This window comes from Streptomyces sp. CB02414 (assembly GCF_001905385.1).
In the GTDB taxonomy this organism is placed as follows: Bacteria; Actinomycetota; Actinomycetes; order Streptomycetales; family Streptomycetaceae; genus Streptomyces.
This window is the reverse complement of record NZ_LIPF01000003.1, coordinates 634,599-653,036: the sequence shown is the minus strand read 5'-3', so window position 1 is coordinate 653,036 and position 18,438 is coordinate 634,599. Positions and strand designations below refer to the sequence as shown.

General features: G+C 71.2%; 15 protein-coding genes. 7 read left to right on the top strand and 8 right to left on the bottom strand.

The features are described from left to right. Positions 1-83 precede the first annotated feature (83 nt). Complete coding sequence (gene cseB, locus AMK11_RS14020) at positions 84-788, top strand: two-component system response regulator CseB (protein WP_073726735.1); 705 nt, start codon at positions 84-86, stop codon at positions 786-788. 24 nt (positions 789-812) lie between these two features. After that, positions 813-2,213, top strand: a complete 1,401-nt coding sequence (cseC, locus tag AMK11_RS14015; RefSeq protein ID WP_073726734.1) for a two-component system sensor histidine kinase CseC — start codon at positions 813-815, stop codon at positions 2,211-2,213. Between the two features lie 442 nt (positions 2,214-2,655). Here the strand turns inward: cseC and AMK11_RS14010 are convergent, their stop codons facing one another. Next, positions 2,656-4,257, bottom strand: coding sequence for an MDR family MFS transporter (locus AMK11_RS14010; RefSeq protein ID WP_073726733.1), 1,602 nt, complete (start codon positions 4,255-4,257; stop codon positions 2,656-2,658). Between the two features lie 146 nt (positions 4,258-4,403). Here AMK11_RS14010 and AMK11_RS14005 point away from each other — a divergent pair, with 146 nt between their 5' ends. Further along, a complete protein-coding gene (locus AMK11_RS14005; RefSeq protein WP_198941353.1) occupies positions 4,404-5,003 on the top strand; it encodes a TetR/AcrR family transcriptional regulator in 600 nt (199 codons plus the stop codon). Between the two features lie 10 nt (positions 5,004-5,013). Here the strand turns inward: AMK11_RS14005 and AMK11_RS14000 are convergent, their stop codons facing one another. After that, on the bottom strand, positions 5,014-5,691 hold the full coding sequence (locus AMK11_RS14000; RefSeq protein WP_073726732.1) for a M23 family metallopeptidase: 678 nt from the start codon (positions 5,689-5,691) through the stop codon (positions 5,014-5,016). A gap of 399 nt (positions 5,692-6,090) precedes the next feature. On the opposite strand from AMK11_RS14000, the gene AMK11_RS13995 reads away from it, so the two are divergent. From AMK11_RS13995 to AMK11_RS13985, 3 genes are all read left to right on the top strand, one after another. After that, positions 6,091-8,664 carry an NACHT domain-containing protein gene (locus AMK11_RS13995; protein WP_073726731.1) on the top strand — a complete coding sequence of 858 codons (2,574 nt, stop codon included), beginning with the start codon at positions 6,091-6,093 and terminating at the stop codon, positions 8,662-8,664. Between the two features lie 21 nt (positions 8,665-8,685). Beyond that, on the top strand, positions 8,686-11,259 hold the full coding sequence (locus AMK11_RS13990) for an NACHT domain-containing protein (RefSeq protein WP_073726730.1): 2,574 nt from the start codon (positions 8,686-8,688) through the stop codon (positions 11,257-11,259). A gap of 133 nt (positions 11,260-11,392) precedes the next feature. Next, entirely contained in the window at positions 11,393-12,079 is a 687-nt protein-coding gene (locus tag AMK11_RS13985; protein WP_073726729.1) for an HAD family acid phosphatase, read from the top strand. Positions 12,080-12,173: 94 nt separating this feature from the next. Here the strand turns inward: AMK11_RS13985 and AMK11_RS13980 are convergent, their stop codons facing one another. Then, positions 12,174-14,699 carry an ATP-dependent Clp protease ATP-binding subunit gene (locus AMK11_RS13980; protein ID WP_073726728.1) on the bottom strand — a complete coding sequence of 842 codons (2,526 nt, stop codon included), beginning with the start codon at positions 14,697-14,699 and terminating at the stop codon, positions 12,174-12,176. A gap of 430 nt (positions 14,700-15,129) precedes the next feature. On the opposite strand from AMK11_RS13980, the gene AMK11_RS13970 reads away from it, so the two are divergent. Further along, a complete protein-coding gene (locus AMK11_RS13970) occupies positions 15,130-15,846 on the top strand; it encodes an SCO3374 family protein (protein ID WP_073726726.1) in 717 nt (238 codons plus the stop codon). A 20-nt stretch (positions 15,847-15,866) separates the two neighbouring features. Here AMK11_RS13970 and AMK11_RS13965 read toward each other — a convergent pair whose 3' ends face one another. The 5 genes from AMK11_RS13965 to AMK11_RS13945 form a co-directional block, all read right to left on the bottom strand. Next, a complete protein-coding gene (locus AMK11_RS13965) occupies positions 15,867-16,202 on the bottom strand; it encodes a histone-like nucleoid-structuring protein Lsr2 (protein ID WP_073726725.1) in 336 nt (111 codons plus the stop codon). 290 nt (positions 16,203-16,492) lie between these two features. Beyond that, positions 16,493-17,002: an amino-acid N-acetyltransferase gene (locus AMK11_RS13960; RefSeq protein ID WP_073726723.1), complete on the bottom strand. Its 510-nt coding sequence runs from the start codon at positions 17,000-17,002 to the stop codon at positions 16,493-16,495. Positions 17,003-17,011: 9 nt separating this feature from the next. Beyond that, a complete protein-coding gene (locus AMK11_RS13955) occupies positions 17,012-17,446 on the bottom strand; it encodes a BlaI/MecI/CopY family transcriptional regulator (protein WP_073726721.1) in 435 nt (144 codons plus the stop codon). Positions 17,447-17,593: 147 nt separating this feature from the next. Continuing rightward, positions 17,594-17,773, bottom strand: a complete 180-nt coding sequence (locus tag AMK11_RS13950) for a hypothetical protein (RefSeq protein ID WP_073726719.1) — start codon at positions 17,771-17,773, stop codon at positions 17,594-17,596. A gap of 23 nt (positions 17,774-17,796) precedes the next feature. After that, on the bottom strand, positions 17,797-18,420 hold the full coding sequence (locus tag AMK11_RS13945; RefSeq protein WP_079187417.1) for a hypothetical protein: 624 nt from the start codon (positions 18,418-18,420) through the stop codon (positions 17,797-17,799). Positions 18,421-18,438: the final 18 nt, after the last annotated feature.

Below are 18,438 nucleotides of genomic sequence, written 5' to 3'. Positions count from 1 at the left end.
ATGAAACACCGGCGGGGGAATGAACGCGGCGCGCGCTCGCCGCGTCTACCGAGTGACCGCACACGAGGACTGAGAGCACCGGGATGGCAGACCAGACCCACGTCCTGTTCGTCGAGGACGACGACGTCATCCGCGAGGCCACGCAGCTCGCCCTGGAGCGGGACGGCTTCGCGGTCACCGCGATGCCCGACGGGCTGTCGGGCCTGGAGGCGTTCCGGGCCGACCGCCCCGACATCGCGCTCCTCGACGTCATGCTCCCCGGTCTCGACGGCGTCAGTCTGTGCCGCCGCATCCGGGACGAGTCGACCGTGCCGGTGATCATGCTGTCGGCGCGGGCGGACTCCATCGACGTGGTGCTCGGCCTGGAGGCGGGCGCCGACGACTACGTGACCAAGCCGTTCGACGGGGCCGTGCTGGTCGCCCGGATCCGTGCGGTGCTGCGCCGCTTCGGGCACGCGGGCGGCGGCGACCGGGCGGACGCGGGGAACGCCCCGGACACCGGGGGTGTGCTCACCTTCGGCGAGCTGGAGGTCGACACCGAGGGCATGGAGGTGCGGCGGTCCGGGCGGCCGGTGGCGCTCACGCCGACCGAGATGCGGCTGCTGCTGGAGTTCTCCTCGGCGCCGGGCACGGTGCTCTCCCGGGACAAGCTGCTGGAGCGCGTGTGGGACTACGGCTGGGGCGGGGACACCCGCGTCGTCGACGTCCACGTGCAGCGGCTGCGCACCAAGATCGGCCAGGACCGGATCGAGACGGTCCGCGGCTTCGGCTACAAGTTGAAGGCCTGAGCGGGGACGGCGGGACACAGGGACATGCGGGGGTTCTTCCAACGCGGGCAGGGCGTCCGCACGCCAGGCAGCCGCCCGCTCGGCATCCGTACGCTCGGCATCCGTACGCTCGGCATCCGCAGCGGGCTGCGCTGGAAGCTCAGCGCGGCGATCGCGCTGGTCGGCGCGCTGGTCGCGGTCGCGCTGAGCCTGGTCGTGCACAACGCGGCGCGGGTCTCGATGCTGGACAACGCCCGCGACCTCGCGGACGACCGGGTCCTGATCGCCCAGCGCAACTACGAGCTGTCCGGGCGGCAGAACTTCCCCAACGCCAAGATCGACGACCCCGACCTGCCCCCGGAGCTGCGCCGCAAGGTCGAGGAGGGGCGGCGGGCGACGTACGTCTCCGAGCGGGACGACGGGGTGACGGACATCTGGGCCGCCGTGCCGCTCAAGGACGGGCACGTGATGTCCCTGCACTCCGGCTTCACCGACCGCAGCGCCGACATCCTCGAGGACCTGGACCAGGCCCTGGTCATCGGCTCCATCGCGGTCGTCCTCGGCGGCAGCGCGCTCGGCGTGCTCATCGGCGGCCAGCTCTCGCGCCGGCTGCGCAAGGCCGCCGCCGCCGCGAACGAGGTCGCCAAGGGCGAGCCGGACGTGCGGGTGCGGGACGCCATCGGCGGCGTGGTCCGGGACGAGACGGACGACCTCGCGAGCGCGGTGGACGCGATGGCCGACGCCCTGCAGAAGCGGCTGGACGCCGAGCGCCGGGTCACCGCCGACATCGCGCACGAGCTGCGTACGCCGGTGACCGGGCTGCTGACGGCGGCCGAGCTGCTGCCGCCGGGGCGGCCGACCGAGCTGGTGCTGGACCGGGCCAAGGCGATGCGCACGCTGGTGGAGGACGTCCTGGAGGTGGCCCGGCTCGACGGGGCCTCGGAGCGGGCCGAACTGCAGGACATCATGCTGGGCGCCTTCGTGACCCGGCGGGTGACGGCCAAGGACCCGGACGTCGCCGTCCACGTGGTGCACGAGTCGGAGGTCACCACCGACCCCCGGCGCCTGGAGCGCGTGCTGTTCAACCTGCTCGCCAACGCCGCCCGGCACGGCCGTCCGCCCGTCGAGGTCAGCGTCGAGGGACGGGTGATCCGGGTCCGCGACCACGGGCCGGGCTTCCCCGAGGACCTGCTCGCCGAGGGGCCGAGCCGCTTCCGCACCGGCGCGGCGGACCGGGCCGGGCGGGGACACGGGCTGGGCCTGACCATCGCGGCGGGCCAGGCACGGGTCCTGGGCGCCCGCCTCACCTTCCGCAACGTCCGTCCCGCCGGTGCGCCCGAGAACGTCCCGGCCGAGGGCGCGGTCGCCGTGCTCTGGCTGCCGGAGCACGCGCCGACCAACACCGGAAGCCATCCGATGCTGCCGGACCGGGTGGGCGGGGCCTAGGGCCAGTCCGGCGGATCATGCCGCAGACGCGGGGTCTGGCACGCACATCTACGGCGTTGTCGTCGGTTGCCCCCGGGACGCCTCGGGGCTGCTCCTCGTGCGGCATGGGGGCCGGTTCGGCCTCTTCCATGCGGCGCTCGGTCCAGTACTTCTCCACCTCGCGCCGGTCCTGCTGGACCTCGAAGGACGAGGTGCCGCTCTCGGGCTCGGACGGAGGGGTCTGACGGAGTACGACGGCGGTGGCCACGACCGCGGCGACCCCCGCGGTGGCGGCGAGGGCGCGGACGACGGAGCGCTTCACTGGCGGCCTCCTCGGCGAGTGCGGAGCCGTACGGGGACGGCGCTCACGCCGCCACGCTACCGGCCGTACGGCGGGGTGAACACGGCCCACGGAGAAGGCCCCCGGGTGGCCGGAACCACCCGGGGGCCTTCTCCGTGGGCCTCACACCGCCTCGGTCACCGGTGCCTTCTTCGCCGCCGTGTCGTCGTCCCCGTCGGCCGGGCCGTCCGCCGCCTGCGGGCCCGCGCCCTTCAGCGGGACCTCCTTCACGAAGACCGCCGCGACCAGCGCGAGCACCGCCACCGCGGCGCCGAGCAGGAACGCGCCGTGGGTACCGGAGGAGACCGCGTGCTGGTAGGCCTCGCGGGCCGTCGCCGGGAGCAGGTCCAGCGCCTCCTTGGTCAGCGTCGCCGACTGCTCGGTCACCTGGGAGCCGGCCGCTCCGGCGCGCTCGGACATGACGTCCTGGACCCGGTGGTTGAAGATCGCGCCCATGATCGCCACGCCGAAGGAGGAGCCGAGGGTGCGGAAGAGGGTGGTGGAGGAGGACGCGACGCCCATGTCCTTCATCTCCACGCTGTTCTGCGCCACCAGCATGGTGATCTGCATCAGACAGCCCATGCCGAGACCGACCACGGCCATGTACAGCCCGGAGGTGACGCGGCTGGTGTCGGTGTCCATGAGGGAGAGCAGGAAGAGCCCCACCGTCATCAGCGCGCCGCCCGCCACCGGGAAGACCTTGTAGCGGCCGGTGCTGGTGGTGATCCGCCCGGCGACCATCGACGTGACGAGCATCGCGCCCAGCATCGGCAGGAGCAGCAGCCCGGAGTTGGTGGCCGAGGCGCCCTGCACCGCCTGCTGGTACAGCGGGAGGAAGAGGGTGGCGCCGAACATCACGAAGCCCACGATGAAGCCGATGAGCGACATCAGCGTGAAGTTGCGGCTGCGGAAGATGTGCAGCGGCACGATCGGCTCGGCGGCCTTGGTCTGCCAGAACACGAAGCCGACCAGCGCGGCGACGCCGATGCCGATCAGCTCCATGATCCGCGCGGAGGTCCAGGCGTACTCGGTGCCGCCCCAGGTGGTGACCAGCACGATCGCGGTGATGCCGACGGTCAGCAGCGCGGCGCCGAGGTAGTCGATCCGGGCCTGGCTTCGCTTCTTCGGCAGGTGCAGCACCGCGCTGACGGCGACGAGTGCGATCGCGCCGAGCGGGATGTTGATGTAGAAGGACCAGCGCCAGCCCCAGTGGTCGGTGATGGTGCCGCCGACCAGCGGTCCGCCGATCATGGCCAGCGCCATGACGCCGGCCATCATGCCCTGGTACTTGCCGCGCTCCCGGGGCGGTATGAGGTCGCCGATGATCGCCATGACGCCGACCATCAGACCGCCGGCGCCGAGGCCCTGGACGGCGCGGAAGCCGATGAGCTGGCCCATGTCCTGTGCCATGCCGCTGAGCGCGGAGCCGATCAGGAAGATGACGATGGACGTCATGAAGACGCCCTTGCGCCCGTACAGGTCGCCGAGCTTGCCCCACAGCGGGGTGGAGGCAGCGGTCGCGAGCGTGTAGGCGGTGACCACCCACGAGAGGTGCTCCAGGCCGCCGAGCTCGCCCACGATCGTCGGCATCGCCGTACCGATGATCATGTTGTCCAGCATCGCGAGCATCATCGCGATCATGAGAGCGAGCAGGACCACCCGCACGCTCCTCGGCTGTTTGCCGCCACTCGTGTCGACGGCCCCTGCCGCCGGTGCGTCCGCCATGGACCTTCACTCCCCCAGCTACCGCTGTCGCTCGCCCGCTTACTTGCCGACCGGCAAGTTGACTACACTCGGGAAGGTAGAGGCGTAACTAGCCGGGCGTCAAGTAAGTTTTCGGAAAGTGCGCGGAGCGGGAGGTGCGTAGGAGGATGGGCGGCACGATGGACAGCACCAAGCAGCAGCGACGCCGCGGGGACACCCGCCGGCGCATCCAGGACGTGGCGCTCGCGCTCTTCGCCGAGCAGGGGTACGAGAAGACCTCGCTGCGCGAGATCGCCGAGCGGCTGGACGTCACCAAGGCGGCGCTCTACTACCACTTCAAGACCAAGGAAGAGATCCTGGTCAGCATCTTCGAGGGTCTGGTCCGGCCGGTGGAGGACCTGATCGAGTGGGGGCGGGAGCAGCCGCACACCCTGGAGACGAAACAGGAGATCATCCGCCGCTACAGCGACGCGCTGGCGGCCGCGGCCCCGCTCTTCCGCTTCATGCAGGAGAACCAGGCGACCGTGCGGGACCTGCGCATCGGCGAGATGTTCAAGACCCGCATGCTCGGCCTGCGGGACATCCTGATAGACCCCGAAGCGGACCTGGCCGACCAGGTCCGCTGTGTGAGTGCGCTCTTCACGCTGCACGCCGGGATGTTCGTCCTGAACGACCTGGCGGGCGACCCCGAGGACAAGCGCGCGGCCGTCCTCGAGGTAGCCACCGACCTGGTGACTCAGGCGCACCGGGGCGCTACGGGTACGTGACCCCTGGTCCTCAGACCGTCACGCCCTTGGAGCGCAGGAAGGAGACCGGGTCGACGGCCGAGCCGTAGTTCGGGGTCGTACGGATCTCGAAGTGCAGGTGCGGGCCGCTGGAGTTACCGGTGTTGCCGGACTTCGCGATGGACTGGCCGGTCTTCACGATCTGGCCGGCCTTCACGTTGATCTTGGACAGGTGCGCGTACTGGGAGTACGTGCCGTTGCCGTGCTTGATCACGATCGCGTTGCCGTAGGCGGGGCCGTCACCGGCGCCGTTGCCGCCGGCCTTGACGACGGTGCCGCCGTGGGTGGCGACGACGTTGGTGCCGATCGGCACGGCGAAGTCCTGGCCGCTGTGCTTGCTGGCCCACATGCCGCCGTTCTGGGCGAAGCTGGCGGTGAGCTTGTAGTTCTTCACCGGGTCGACCCAGGAGGCGGCCTTCTTCTTGGTGGCCGACTTCTTGGCGGTGGCGGTCTTGGCGGCGGCCTTCTCGGCCTTCGCCGCCTCGGCCTGCGCCACGGCCTGGGCCTCGACGGCGCTCGCCGCGGTGGAGGTGCTGGAAGCCGCCGTGGTGCCGGTGGCTGCCGCGACCCCGGCCCCCAGTGCGACCGAGGCACCGAGGCCTGCGGCCATCACCGCGGCGCGGGTGCGGACGGACGTACGGGAAACACGGGACGTGACACGCGGGAACATTCGAACCTCATGGGGACGGGTGCAGAGGAAAGCCCCTCCGGCGGGACGCTCGAGGCGCTCACCGGGCGGGCTCAACCTTGGTAACCCGACCAGCCCAAACCGCACAATGGTGTGACCTACGACCCTAAGTAGTACTTCAGCACGATACTTCCCACCTCTTGACACAACTCCCGATTCGGACAAAACCAGGCCAGAGCCCCGCAAGGCGGCCACTCCTTCGCGGAGATATGTCCGTTTTCGTAGTTCTTGAGGCATCCACTATTCCCCGTAGTACGCCCCGGAACCCCTGTGCGGCACATCACCGGCGGCGGTCCGCGATGACCCCTCGAATGTGACCCGGGCTACTCCCGTCACCCTTAACCCGCCCCCCGCACAAGGCTGTTCACCTAGGCTCGGAACATGGTCGACGTCACAGCACTCGGGGCCCGTGTCGCGTCCAGCGCGGTGGTTCCGCTCGTCCGCAGGCTCTTCGTCCGGGACGGTCCCGGGGCCGGGCTCGTCGACCGGCCGGTGCGGATATCGGCGCTGGTCTCCTTCCGGAGCGAGAAGCGCGGCGTCACACCGAAGGACGTCGACAAGGTCGCCGGGGAACTGGTCCGCCGGGCGCTGCGGGCCGCCGGGCCCGGTGAGCAGCCCATCGACGCCGACGAGGCCCGCGCCGTCCAGGACGCCCTGGCCCACACCCTCGCCCGGCTCGGCGAGATCACCATCGAGGACTACGAGGCCGTCGGGCTCGGCCCGGAGCGCTTCGTCCGCGAGCTGCGCACGGGCGTGCCGCTCGCCCCGTACGGCCTGGGCGGGAGCGGGACGCTCCTGTACGAGCGGCTGCTGCACACCGCCGCGCTGCACATCCTGAACTTCCTCACCCAGCGTTCCACCTACGTGGCCCGCCAGCAGACCGTCCAGACCCAGCAACTGGCCAGGCTGGTCCGGGCCGTCGACGTACTGCTGGAACGGCTGCCGTCCCAGTCCGCCGAGGACGCCGGCTTCGAGGAGCGTTACGCGGACCACATCGCCGCCCGCTACGGCACCCTCACCATCTACGGGCTGGACGCCGGGACGCGGGAGTGGCCGCTGGACGCGGCGTACCTGAGTCTGGAGGCGACCCGGCCGCACGCGGGGCGGGAGGGCCGCCGGGACACGGAGTACCTGGCCGTGGCCGCCGAGCAGGTGCTCGCCGGGCAGGAGCAGGTCTTCCTCCGCGGCGCCGCCGGTTCCGGGAAGACGACCCTCGTGCAGTGGCTCGCGGTGACCGCGGCGAGCCGCGCCTACGACCACGGGCTCACCCACCTCATCGGGCGGGTGCCCTTCGTGCTGCCCATGCGCCGCATCGTCCGGCCGGGGGCGGAGCTGCCCTTCCCCGGCGATTTCCTGCGGGCGGTGGGCGCCCCCGTGGCCGGGGAGCAGCCGCCGGGGTGGGCCGAGCGCGTGCTGCGGGCCCGGCGCGGGGTGCTGCTGGTGGACGGCATCGACGAGATCGCCGGCGACCGCCGCGCCGCCGCCCGGCGCTGGCTGCGCGAACTGGTGCGGGCCTTTCCCGGAAACCTGTGGCTGGTCACCTCACGCCCGTCGGCCGTGCCGGAGGACTGGCTGGCCGCCGAGGGCTTCGGCGAGCACTCCCTCGCCCGGATGTCCCAGGACGACGTCGCCACCTTCGTACGGCGCTGGCACCGCGCGGCCGACGCGGAGGAGTCGGTCGGCGAGTCGCTGCTGAGGTCGGTGCGGAGCACGTCCGAACTGAACCGGCTGGCCACCAACCCGCTGATGTGCGGCATGCTGTGCGCCCTGCACCGCGACCGCCGCGGTTTCCTGCCGCAGGACCGCAAGTCCCTGTACGAGGCCGCCCTGACCATGCTCCTGGAACGCCGCGACCGGGAGCGTGAACTGCCCGGTTCCGAGGGGCCGCGGCTGCCGTACGCGACCCAGGTGCAGCTGCTGCAGAAGCTGGCGTGGTGGCTGATCCGCAACGGCCGCCAGGAGATGGACCGGGCCGAGGCCCTGCAGCTCATCGGCCGCGCGCTGCCGGCCCTGGGCCTGGCGGACACCGGCGAGGAGGACGTCTACCGCGCGCTGCTGCTGCGCTCCGGACTGCTCCGCGAGCCCGCCGAGGCAAGGGTGGACTTCCTGCACCGCACCTTCCGGGACTATCTGGGTGCCCGGCTGGCCGTGCAGGAGATGGACTTCGACCTGCTGGTCAACCACGCGGAGATGGACGACTGGGAGGACGTCGTCCTGCTCGCCCTCGCGCACGCCCGGCCCAGGGAGGCGGAGTACGTACTGAGCCGGCTGACGGAGCTGCGCCACCCGCGCGGCAGTCTGCTGGCGGCCGCCGGGCTCCAGTACGTTGCGGAAGTCGACCCGGGGGTGCGCAAGCGGGTCGAGGCCGGGCTGCTCACGCACGTGCCGCCGAAGACCTTCGACGCGGCGCTGGAACTGGCGCGCGCCGGAGGCGACCTGGTGCTGGGGCTGCTTCCGGGCCCGGAGGAGGCAGACCTCGGCCTGGCGGCCCGCGTGGTGCACACAGCGGTCGGCGTGGGCAGCGAGGCGGCGTTGCAGTTCCTGTGCCGCTTCCGCGATCACCGCAGTTCCGGCGTGCAGCAGTCCCTCGCCGCCGCCTGGCACACCTTCGACCGGGAACGGTACGCCCGCGAGGTCCTTGCCCATCTGCCCAGGCAGTGGGCCGTCCGCGTGTCCACGGTCGAGGACCTGCGCACCCTGCGCTCACTCGGCGGCTGGGAGCACATCCACGTCCGCGGCGCCTACCGCGTCGAGGACCTGACCGAACTGATCGTCGCCGACCGTCTCCTCCACCTGACACTGGACGCGACCCACCCCGTGGAAGGGCTGGCCTGGCTCTCGGCCTTCCCCGGCCTGCGCACCGTCGCCGTGCTGTCGGACACGGACCTCGCCGTGGCCCGACAGGCGCCCGAAGGGGTGAAGCTCCAGATCGCCGCGCCCGACTCGTCCTCATGACCCCAGGGGTAAGCCGTATCCATGGATTCCGCCGTGCGCACGCCCTCCCAACTCGCCGCGCCCCTCGTCCGCAGACTCTTCCGTGCCCCCACCCGGCCGCCCGTGTTCTCGGAACCGGTCCCCGGCCTCGTCACCTGGCACGGCCGGGGCGCGTCGGCCACGCCGGACGACGTCCACCGCACCGCAGCCGACCTCGTCCACCTCGCCGCCGAGCGGCACGCCGCGCCCGCCGCCGAACTGGCGTCGGTCGTCGACGTCCTGGCCCGCACCCTGCTCGCGATCGCCGAGGTGGACGTCACCGACGCCGACGCCGTGCGGCTCGGGCCGCAGGGCTACGCGCGGCGGCTGCGGGGCGCGGTGCAGGGCGCGGACCGGGGGCTGTCGCCGGACGCCGCCTGGTTCCACGACGCGCTGCTGGTCTCCGTGTGCCTGCACGTGCTGCACCACCTGGTGCGCCGCTCGCCGCACCTCCAGCGGCAGTTGCCGGGCCGGGCGAGCCGGATAGCCCAGCTGGTCGACCTCGCCGACGCGGAGGCGGCGGCCCGGCAGCCGGAGCGGTCCGCGGAGGACGCCGCGTTCGAGGCCGAGTACGCCCGGTGGGTGGCCCGGCGCCACGGCTGGCTGACCATCGTCGGCGTGGACTTCCCCAACGCGCCCGACCGTTGGCCGCTGGAAGAGACCTACCTGAGCCTGGAGGCGGAGGAGCGCAGCGGCGGCGTGGGCGGCGCGGAGGACGAGCAGCGCACCGTGCTGCTGGCCGACCGCGCCCTGGAGGACCACGAGAGGGTGCTGCTGCGCGGCGGTGCCGGTTCGGGCAAGACGACGCTGGTGCAGTGGCTGGCGGTGGCCGCCGCCCGGGAGGGCTCCCGGGTCCCCTTCGTGCTCCCCGTGCGCCGGTTCGCCCGGGAGGGCTTCCCCGCGCCGGACGACTTCCTGCACGCGGTCCGGCACCCGCTCGCCGACCGGGCGCCGGAGGGCTGGGTGGTGCGCACCCTGCTCGCGGGCCGAGCGCTGCTGCTGGTCGACGGCATCGACGAGGCGCCCGAGAAGACGCGCGGCGAGCTGCGCGACCGGCTGCGGCGGCTGCTGCGGGTCTTCTCCGGCAACGGCTGCCTGGTCACCTCCCGGCCGTCCGCCGTGTCCGACGGCTGGCTCTCGGGGGGCGGGCTGGCCGAGGAGGACTTCGTCGAGCTGTCGCTCGCGCCCATGTCGCGGGAGCAGGTGACGCGGTTCATCCGCGACTGGCACTCGGCGGCCCGCCTCGACGAGCAGAGCCGGTCGCGGGGGCCGCGGGAGCGCGGCGCCCTGGACGAGTACGAGCAGCGCCTCCTGCACTCCGTACGCATCTACCGCGAGCTGCGCCAGCTCGCCACCAACCCCCTGATGTGCGGCCTGATCTGCGCCCTGAACCGGGACCGGTCCGGTTCCCTGCCCAGCGGCCGCAAGGAGCTGTACGACGCCGCCCTGGAGATGCTGCTCCAGCGCCGCGACCCCGAACGGGACGTGCTGTACGCCGACGATGTGCGGCTCCAGCAGAGCACCAGGGAGCGGCTGTTGCAGAAGCTGGCCCACGCCATGCTGGAGGAGGACGCCTCCGAGCTGACCCGCGAGCGGGCGGTCGGCATCCTGGACGCCGCGCTGCCCGCCATGCCGGCCGCCCGTGCGCAGGGCGACGGGGCGAAGATCTTCGACCATCTGCTGCACCGCACCGGGCTGTTGCGGGAACGGTCGGGCGAGTCCGTCGACTTCGTCCACCGCACCTTCCAGGACTACCTGGCCGCCAAGGAGATCGTGGCGCGGGGCCGCTTTCCCACCCTGGTCGACCACGCCCACCAGCCCGAGTGGGAGGAGGTCATCCGGATGGCCGCCGCCCACGCCCGCCCCGAGGAGTGCGCGCACTTCCTGGACCGGCTGCTCGCCGCCGCGCCCGGACTGCGCCGCCCGCAGGTCAACCACCGTCGGCTGATGGCCGCGGCCTGCCTGGAGCACGTCACCGAACTCGACCCCGCGGTGCAGCAACTGGTGCACGAGCGGACGAAGAACCTGGTGCGCCCGACGACGGAGCTCGCCGCCCGGGGCCTCGGCTGGGTCGGCCCCATCGTGCTGGAGCTGCTGCCGGACCCGGGACAGGTCCCCGACGACCGTCAGGCGCTGCTGCTCGCGATCACCGCGACCCGGGTGCAGGACGACGCCGCCATCGACTACCTGGTCCGGCTGCGCTCCCGGTCCGCCCTGCCGGTCCGCGCCGAACTGGCCCGGGGATGGCGGCACTTCGACACCGAGCGGTACGCCGACGAGATCATCGCCCACCTGGACCCGGACGGCCTCTACTTCCCGGTCTCCGACGCCGCCGAACTGACGGCGCTGCGCGGGCTGGGCGGGCGTCCGCGCATCCAGGTGGCCGGGGTGATGCGGGCCGAGGAGCTGCTGGCGGGGCTGCTCCCCGGGCAGCTCACCCACCTCTGGCTCAACGCGGAGCTGCCCGACACGGACCTCTCCTGGCTGTCCGGCTTCCCCCGGCTGCGGGTGCTGCGGGTCAATCCGCGGCTGCCGCGGGTGCGGAACGTGCCGGACGGGGTGGAGATCACGGCCTGACGAGGGGCGGCAGGTTGGTGACTACTGCTCAGTAACCCAATCGTTGCCGTCCCGCCACTTGTTCGGGCGAACATGCACGCGACAACTTGGTGCCGTCAGGCATCCGCGCAGGCATGAGAGGACCCACCCCCCCATGACCGAACAGAACGGACAGACCAGACAGGCCTCCACGGAGACCGGCCGGGCTCGGCGTACGTGGCAGCGCGCCGTCGGCGCCGCCGCCGTCACCGCGGCGGCCCTCTCGGTGACGGTCACGCCCGCCGTGGCCGCCCCCTCCGCTCCCTCCGAGCAGCCGGCCGTCACCACAGTCGCCGCTGCCGCGGCCGACGTCGACTACGACACCTGGCAGCGGGACTGCCGGGCCGTGATGGACCGGGCGCTGCCGTACCTGAAGGAGCGCATCGCCGACGCCGCGCCCGGCGAGAAGCAGGCGATCGTCCTCGACATCGACAACACCTCGCTGGAGACCGACTTCGGCTTCAGCTACCCGCAGCCCGCCAACCGGCCCGTCCTGGAGGCCGCCCGGTACGCCCAGGACCGGGGTGTCGCCCTGTTCTTCGTGACCGCCCGCCCGGGCATCATCGAGGCGCCCACCGAGTGGAACCTCGACCACGCCGGCTACGAGTCCTCCGGCCTGTACGTCCGCGGCTTCCTCGACCTGTTCCGGGACGTCGCCGAGTACAAGACGGAACAGCGCGCCGAGATCGAGTCCAAGGGCTACACGATCATCGCGAACATCGGAAACAGCGCCACCGACCTGTCGGGCGGCCACGCCGAGAAGACGTTCAAGCTTCCGGACTACGACGGCCAGCTGTCCTGACTCCTGGCTCCTGACTCCTGACTCCTGACGCGAAAGGGGGCTGCTCCGGGACCGAAGTCCCGGAGCAGCCCCCTTTCGGGCTCACCCCGGAGGGCTACGCCTCCTTGCTCAGGTTCGGCCCGGCACCGCCGGCCGCCTGCTCGATCGGCGGGACGTCGGGGAGGGCCGCCTTCTCCTCACCCCGGAAGGTGAAGGTCGCCGAGTCGCCCTCGCCCTCGGTGTCCACGACCACGATGTGGCCGGGACGCAGCTCGCCGAAGAGGATCTTCTCCGAGAGCGTGTCCTCGACCTCGCGCTGGATCGTGCGGCGCAGCGGACGCGCGCCCAGCACCGGGTCGTAGCCCCTCTTGGACAGCAGCTCCTTGGCGGACTGGGAGAGCTCGATGCCCATGTCCCGGTCCTTGAGGCGCTCGTCCACCTTCTGGATCATCAGGTCGACGATCCGCAGGATGTCGTCCTGGCTGAGCTGCGGGAAGACGACCACGTCGTCGACACGGTTGAGGAACTCGGGCCGGAAGTGCTGCTTCAGCTCGTCCTGGACCTTGTTCTTCATGCGCTCGTAGTTGGACTTCGTGTCACCCGCGGCGGCGAAGCCGAGGTTGAAGCCCTTGGAGATGTCCCGGGTGCCGAGGTTGGTCGTCATGATGATGACCGTGTTCTTGAAGTCCACGACCCGGCCCTGGGAGTCGGTCAGGCGACCGTCCTCCAGGATCTGCAGCAGCGAGTTGAAGATGTCCGGGTGGGCCTTCTCGACCTCGTCGAAGAGGACGACGGAGAACGGCTTGCGGCGGACCTTCTCGGTCAGCTGGCCGCCCTCCTCGTAGCCCACGTAGCCGGGGGGCGAACCGAAGAGACGCGACACCGTGTGCTTCTCGCTGAACTCCGACATGTCGAGGGAGATCAGCGCGTCCTCGTCACCGAAGAGGAACTCGGCGAGCGCCTTGGACAGCTCGGTCTTACCGACACCGGACGGACCGGCGAAGATGAACGAGCCACCGGGACGCTTCGGGTCCTTCAGGCCGGCACGGGTACGGCGGATCGCCTTGGACAGCGCCTTGACGGCGTCGACCTGGCCGATGACCCGCTTGTGGAGCTCGTCCTCCATGCGCAGCAGGCGGGACGACTCCTCCTCCGTGAGCTTGAAGACCGGGATGCCCGTCGCCGTGGCGAGGACCTCGGCGATCAGCTCGCCGTCGACCTCGGCGACGACGTCCATGTCGCCGGCCTTCCACTCCTTCTCCCGCTTGGCCTTGGCGGCCAGGAGCTGCTTCTCCTTGTCGCGGAGGGAGGCGGCCTTCTCGAAGTCCTGCGAGTCGATCGCGGACTCCTTGTCGCGGCGGACGCCGGCGATCTTCTCGTCGAACTCGCGCAGGTCCGGCGGCGCGGTCATCCGGCGGATGCGCATCCGGGAACCGGCCTCGTCGATCAGGTCGATCGCCTTGTCCGGCAGGAAGCGGTCCGAGATGTAGCGGTCGGCGAGCGTGGCCGCCTGGACCAGGGCCTCGTCCGTGATGGAGACGCGGTGGTGCGCCTCGTACCGGTCGCGCAGGCCCTTGAGGATCTCGATCGTGTGCGGCAGCGACGGCTCCGCGACCTGGATGGGCTGGAAGCGGCGCTCGAGGGCCGCGTCCTTCTCCAGGTGCTTGCGGTACTCGTCCAGCGTGGTCGCACCGATGGTCTGCAGCTCACCACGGGCCAGCATCGGCTTGAGGATGCTCGCGGCGTCGATGGCGCCCTCGGCGGCACCCGCACCGACCAGCGTGTGCAGCTCGTCGATGAACAGGATGATGTCACCGCGGGTGCGGATCTCCTTGAGCACCTTCTTCAGGCGCTCCTCGAAGTCACCGCGGTAGCGGGAGCCGGCGACCAGCGCGCCGAGGTCCAGGGTGTAGAGGTGCTTGTCCTTGAGGGTCTCGGGCACCTCGCCCTTGACGATGGCCTGCGCGAGGCCCTCGACGACGGCGGTCTTGCCGACGCCGGGCTCACCGATGAGCACCGGGTTGTTCTTGGTACGGCGGGACAGCACCTGCATGACCCGCTCGATCTCCTTCTCGCGCCCGATGACCGGGTCGAGCTTGGACTCACGAGCGGCCTGGGTGAGGTTCCGGCCGAACTGGTCGAGGACCAGGGACGTGGAAGGCGTGCCCTCCGCAGGACCGCCGGCGGTGGCGGTCTCCTTGCCCTGGTAACCGGAGAGCAGCTGGATCACCTGCTGCCGCACCCGGTTCAGATCGGCGCCCAGCTTGACCAGGACCTGGGCGGCGACGCCCTCGCCCTCACGGATCAGGCCGAGCAGGATGTGCTCCGTGCCGATGTAGTTGTGACCGAGCTGGAGGGCCTCGCGGAGCGACAGCTCCAGGACCTTCTTGGCACGGGGGGTGAAGGGGATGTGACCCGACGGAGCCTGCTGGCCCTGCCCGATGATCTCCTCCACCTGCTGGCGGACCGCCTCGAGCGAAATCCCGAGGCTCTCAAGGGCCTTGGCGGCGACACCCTCACCCTCGTGGATCAGGCCCAGGAGGATGTGCTCGGTGCCGATGTAGTTGTGGTTGAGCATCCGGGCTTCTTCCTGAGCCAGGACGACAACCCGCCGCGCGCGGTCGGTGAACCTCTCGAACATCGTTAATCGCTCCTCAGAGCGGTCAGGCAGTAAGGGGAACTTCCCCTCCCTGTCCTTCCGCAGCTTAGTCCCGCAAGCGGGGACCGCTCATTCCAACTGCCGACACCGTCGATGGCCTCCTGACCCCAGACGCCGACATCTGCCACAACCCGATGGTGCGAGACGATGTTCCCGCAGGCCAGGCACTTACCCCACTCGCCACTACGCCGATGGCGAACGTGAGGCGGCCCGATCCGCTCGTCGCCCCCTCCCACTAGGGATGTCTTACCCGCTGGGACTGACACTCCATGCCGCGCGCACCGGTTCCCTCCGCTATGGGCGAACAACCTTGCGCCTCCCCGCACCCCCGCACGCCCCCCTTTCCAGCACTCTGTGCGTCCGTATCGCCACCCAGCGTAACTCGGGGGCTGTTTCGACTGTTGCACTTGGCATGGTTGGCGTCCCGCCCTCGGTACCGGCAGTCCGTGATGCGTCCGTCGCCGGCGTGCCCGTGCCCCGCCGCCCGGCCGAAGCGGCCGGCTCCTGGGACCGGGTGCGGTGGTGGTACGAGAGCGTGCTCGGCTGGCCGACGGCTCCCGGGGCGCCGGTCCGGCTGCGTACGGGAGTCCGCTTCGACGTCCTGGACGTCCCGGCGAAGGCCGGTCACGCGGCACTGAAACGGCTCGGCCGCCGTGGCACCGGCCCGCGGCGGCCCGGGTTCCCGGTGGCCCTGCGCGGTGAGCGGATGCTGCTGCTCGTGGCCGCGGGCGGCGCGGACGAGCTGCCCGGGCTGCTGGAGTGGCTGGAGTGGGGGTCCCTGCCGCTCGACCTGGCGGCGGCCGGAGCGGGCGGCCTGGTGGAGGCGCCGCTGGGACCGGTGGCCGACGTGACCGGTCAGGGCGGCGTGGGCGGTGCGGGCGCCCCGGCCCCGGCTTCCGGTTCGGTGCTCCCGCCGCCGCGTCCCCCGGACCGCGACGGCCGGCTCCGGCGGGGGACCGCCGTCTGGCTGCGGCCCCCGGAGCAGGGGTGCGAGGTCGAGGCCTCGCTGCCGACGCTGTCGGCCGTGGGCGGCGTGGGGTCCGCCCCCGATCTCGCCCGGCTGGTGCACACCCTGGCGACGGAATGCCACCGGGTCCGGCTCTCGCCGCCCCGGGCGCCGATCCTGTGACGTGTGGCGCGGCCGGGTGATCAGCCGTTGGCCTTCTCGTACGCCTCGCGGATGATCGCGGGGACACGGCCGCGGTCGTTGACGTCGTAGCCGTTCTCCTTCGCCCAGGCGCGGATCGCCGCGGTGTCCTGGCTGCCACCCGAAGAGGCACGCGCCTTGCCGCGTCCGCCGGAAGCACGGCCCCCGGTGCGACGCCCGCCCTTCACGTAAGGCTCGAGAAGACCGCGGAGCTTGTCCGCGTTGGCGGTGGTGAGATCGATCTCGTACGTCTTGCCGTCGAGCGCGAACGTCACGGTCTCGTCTGCCTCGCCACCGTCGAGGTCGTCGACAAGAAGGACCTGAACCTTCTGTGCCACCGGATTTCCTTTCATCGATAACTTGAGGGACCGGAGGTCCGCCGGCGTCCGCCGTATCGCCGTCCCTTGTTATATGCAGTACTGCAGTACGTCGGAAAGCAAACCGCTTTTGCCGGAAAAACACAAACCCCCGGCGGAGACCGGTAGCCCGCCTCCGGGACGAAAAGATGCGCGTTTCGGACATAGGGAACCCGCGCACGGTGCATCGGTCGAATAAACCTGGCGAAGGACGCCTGTCGAAGCCAGTCGAAGCCCGTCGAAGCCTGTGACAGCCCGTCGGTGCGCGGCGATCACAGATGCAGAAGCATCCGGCTGTTGCCCAGAGTGTTCGGTTTCACTCGTTCGAGACCCAGGAACTCCGCAACGCCCTCGTCATAGGAACGCAGCAGCTCCGCGTAGACATCCGTGTCGACGGGCGTCTCCCCGATCTCGACGAAGCCGTGCTTGCCGAAGAAGTCCACTTCGAAGGTCAGGCAGAAAACGCGGCGAACACCGAGCCAGCGCGCCGTGTCCAGCAACTTCTCCAGCAACCGGTGACCCACGCCGAAGCCCTTCAGGCCGGGCTTCACCGCGAGAGTCCGCACTTCCGCGAGGTCTTCCCACATGACATGCAGGGCGCCGCAGCCGACCACCTCGGCGTTGTCGTCCCGTTCCGCGACCCAGAACTCCTGGATGCTCTCGTAAAGCATCACCATCGCTTTGTCGAGCAGGATGCGGTCACGAACGTACGCGTCGAGGAGCCGGCGCACGTCCGGGACATCGCTGGTGCGGGCCCGCCGGACGGTGATGGCTTTTGGCATGTGGGGACGCTATCGCTCGCCGGCGTCCGGTACCGAACCGGGGTTGGGAGCGGGGGTATCGGGCCGGGTATCGGGCGGCGTATCCGGACCCTGCACGATGCGGATGGCGTCTCTCAGCGCCTGGCGCTGTTCCTCGCTCATCATGCCGAAGAAGGCGATGAGGGCCGCGGCGGGGTTGTCGCTCTGGGACCATGCGTCGTTCATCAGCGCGGCGGCGTAGGCGGCGCGGGTGGAGACCGCCTCATATCGATAGGCCCGGCCTTCCGCCTCGCGGCGCACCCAGCCCTTCTGATGGAGATTGTCCAGAACGGTCATCACCGTGGTGTAGGCGATGGACCGTTCCTGTTGCAGATCTTCCAGGACTTCTCGAACGGTGACGGGGCGGTTCCACTTCCACACCCTCGTCATGACCGCGTCTTCGAGTTCTCCCAATGGGCGAGGCACGCTTCGAACGATAGTGGGGGATCCGGGCGATGGCGTGCCGGAACGTGCCGTACGTGCGCGTTTGGTGTCAAACAGATGCGAAAAGGACGTACGACTCCTCGTGGTGGGTGCGGGGAGTCGTACGCCCGTGGGGCGGAGTGATGCCGGTCAGGTCTCGGGGTGGGCGGACGGCTGGCGGGCGCCCTCCGCTCGCGCGAGGGCGGCGTCGACGGCCGCGTCCTCCTTGGCCTTGTTGGCGCCGCCCTGGGTCTTCACGATCACCCTGATCACGCCGATGAAGAACACGGCCATGACGGCCGGAGGCAGGAGCGCGGAGACGTAGTCCATGGATCCAGGGTAGCCAGGCCGTCTCAGCCGGCGGCGAGGTGGTGCCGGGACGCGGACTCGGGCTCGGGCGGGGCGGGCTTGCGGCGGGGGAACACCTCGCCCGGGGTGGGGACGGGACGTTTGGGGGTGGCCGGCTTCGGGGTGGGTTGCTGTGCGGGCTTCCGGGGCGGGTCCTGCTCGGGCTTCCTGTCGGACCGCCGGCCGCCGGGGAGGGCGAGGAGGAGACGGGTGCCGGTGCGCGTGCGCGCGGCCGGGAGGGTGACCTTGGGGGCGGACGGCGCCTGGGGCGCGCAGCGGGCCAGGAGGGCGGCTGCGGCGGGGTTGCCGCGCAGGGCGCCGAGGGCGGCCAGGTCGTCCGCGTCCGGGCGGTGTCCGGCGGCCAGGGCCTCCTCCAGGAGCGCGAGGTAGCCGGCGGCGGTGCCGGGGAGGGCGGCGCGGTACCGGGCGAGGTCGGCCACCAGGAAGGCGCGCAGCCTGGCGCTCTCCCGCATCGCCTCGTCGAGCGACTCTGCGAGGTGGAGGCAGTCCCGGGCCTCCTGTGCCGAGACGGGGCTGGGCTTGAGGGCGAGGGCGAGGGCGCGCCGGAGCACACGCAGCTCCTGAGCACCGAACGCCATGCCGCCGCGGGGTCCGTAGGGCGTGGGCATGCGGTGACGATACGCGCT

Coding starts and splice junctions, on each gene's coding strand:
- cseB (WP_073726735.1), top strand. CDS start 84: ATGGCAGACCAGACCCACGTCCTGTTCGTCGAGGACGACGACGTCATC.
- cseC (WP_073726734.1), top strand. CDS start 813: ATGCGGGGGTTCTTCCAACGCGGGCAGGGCGTCCGCACGCCAGGCAGC.
- AMK11_RS14010 (WP_073726733.1), bottom strand. CDS start 4,257: ATGGCGGACGCACCGGCGGCAGGGGCCGTCGACACGAGTGGCGGCAAA.
- AMK11_RS14005 (WP_198941353.1), top strand. CDS start 4,404: ATGGGCGGCACGATGGACAGCACCAAGCAGCAGCGACGCCGCGGGGAC.
- AMK11_RS14000 (WP_073726732.1), bottom strand. CDS start 5,691: ATGTTCCCGCGTGTCACGTCCCGTGTTTCCCGTACGTCCGTCCGCACC.
- AMK11_RS13995 (WP_073726731.1), top strand. CDS start 6,091: ATGGTCGACGTCACAGCACTCGGGGCCCGTGTCGCGTCCAGCGCGGTG.
- AMK11_RS13990 (WP_073726730.1), top strand. CDS start 8,686: ATGGATTCCGCCGTGCGCACGCCCTCCCAACTCGCCGCGCCCCTCGTC.
- AMK11_RS13985 (WP_073726729.1), top strand. CDS start 11,393: ATGACCGAACAGAACGGACAGACCAGACAGGCCTCCACGGAGACCGGC.
- AMK11_RS13980 (WP_073726728.1), bottom strand. CDS start 14,699: ATGTTCGAGAGGTTCACCGACCGCGCGCGGCGGGTTGTCGTCCTGGCT.
- AMK11_RS13970 (WP_073726726.1), top strand. CDS start 15,130: ATGGTTGGCGTCCCGCCCTCGGTACCGGCAGTCCGTGATGCGTCCGTC.
- AMK11_RS13960 (WP_073726723.1), bottom strand. CDS start 17,002: ATGCCAAAAGCCATCACCGTCCGGCGGGCCCGCACCAGCGATGTCCCG.
- AMK11_RS13950 (WP_073726719.1), bottom strand. CDS start 17,773: ATGGACTACGTCTCCGCGCTCCTGCCTCCGGCCGTCATGGCCGTGTTC.
- AMK11_RS13945 (WP_079187417.1), bottom strand. CDS start 18,420: ATGCCCACGCCCTACGGACCCCGCGGCGGCATGGCGTTCGGTGCTCAG.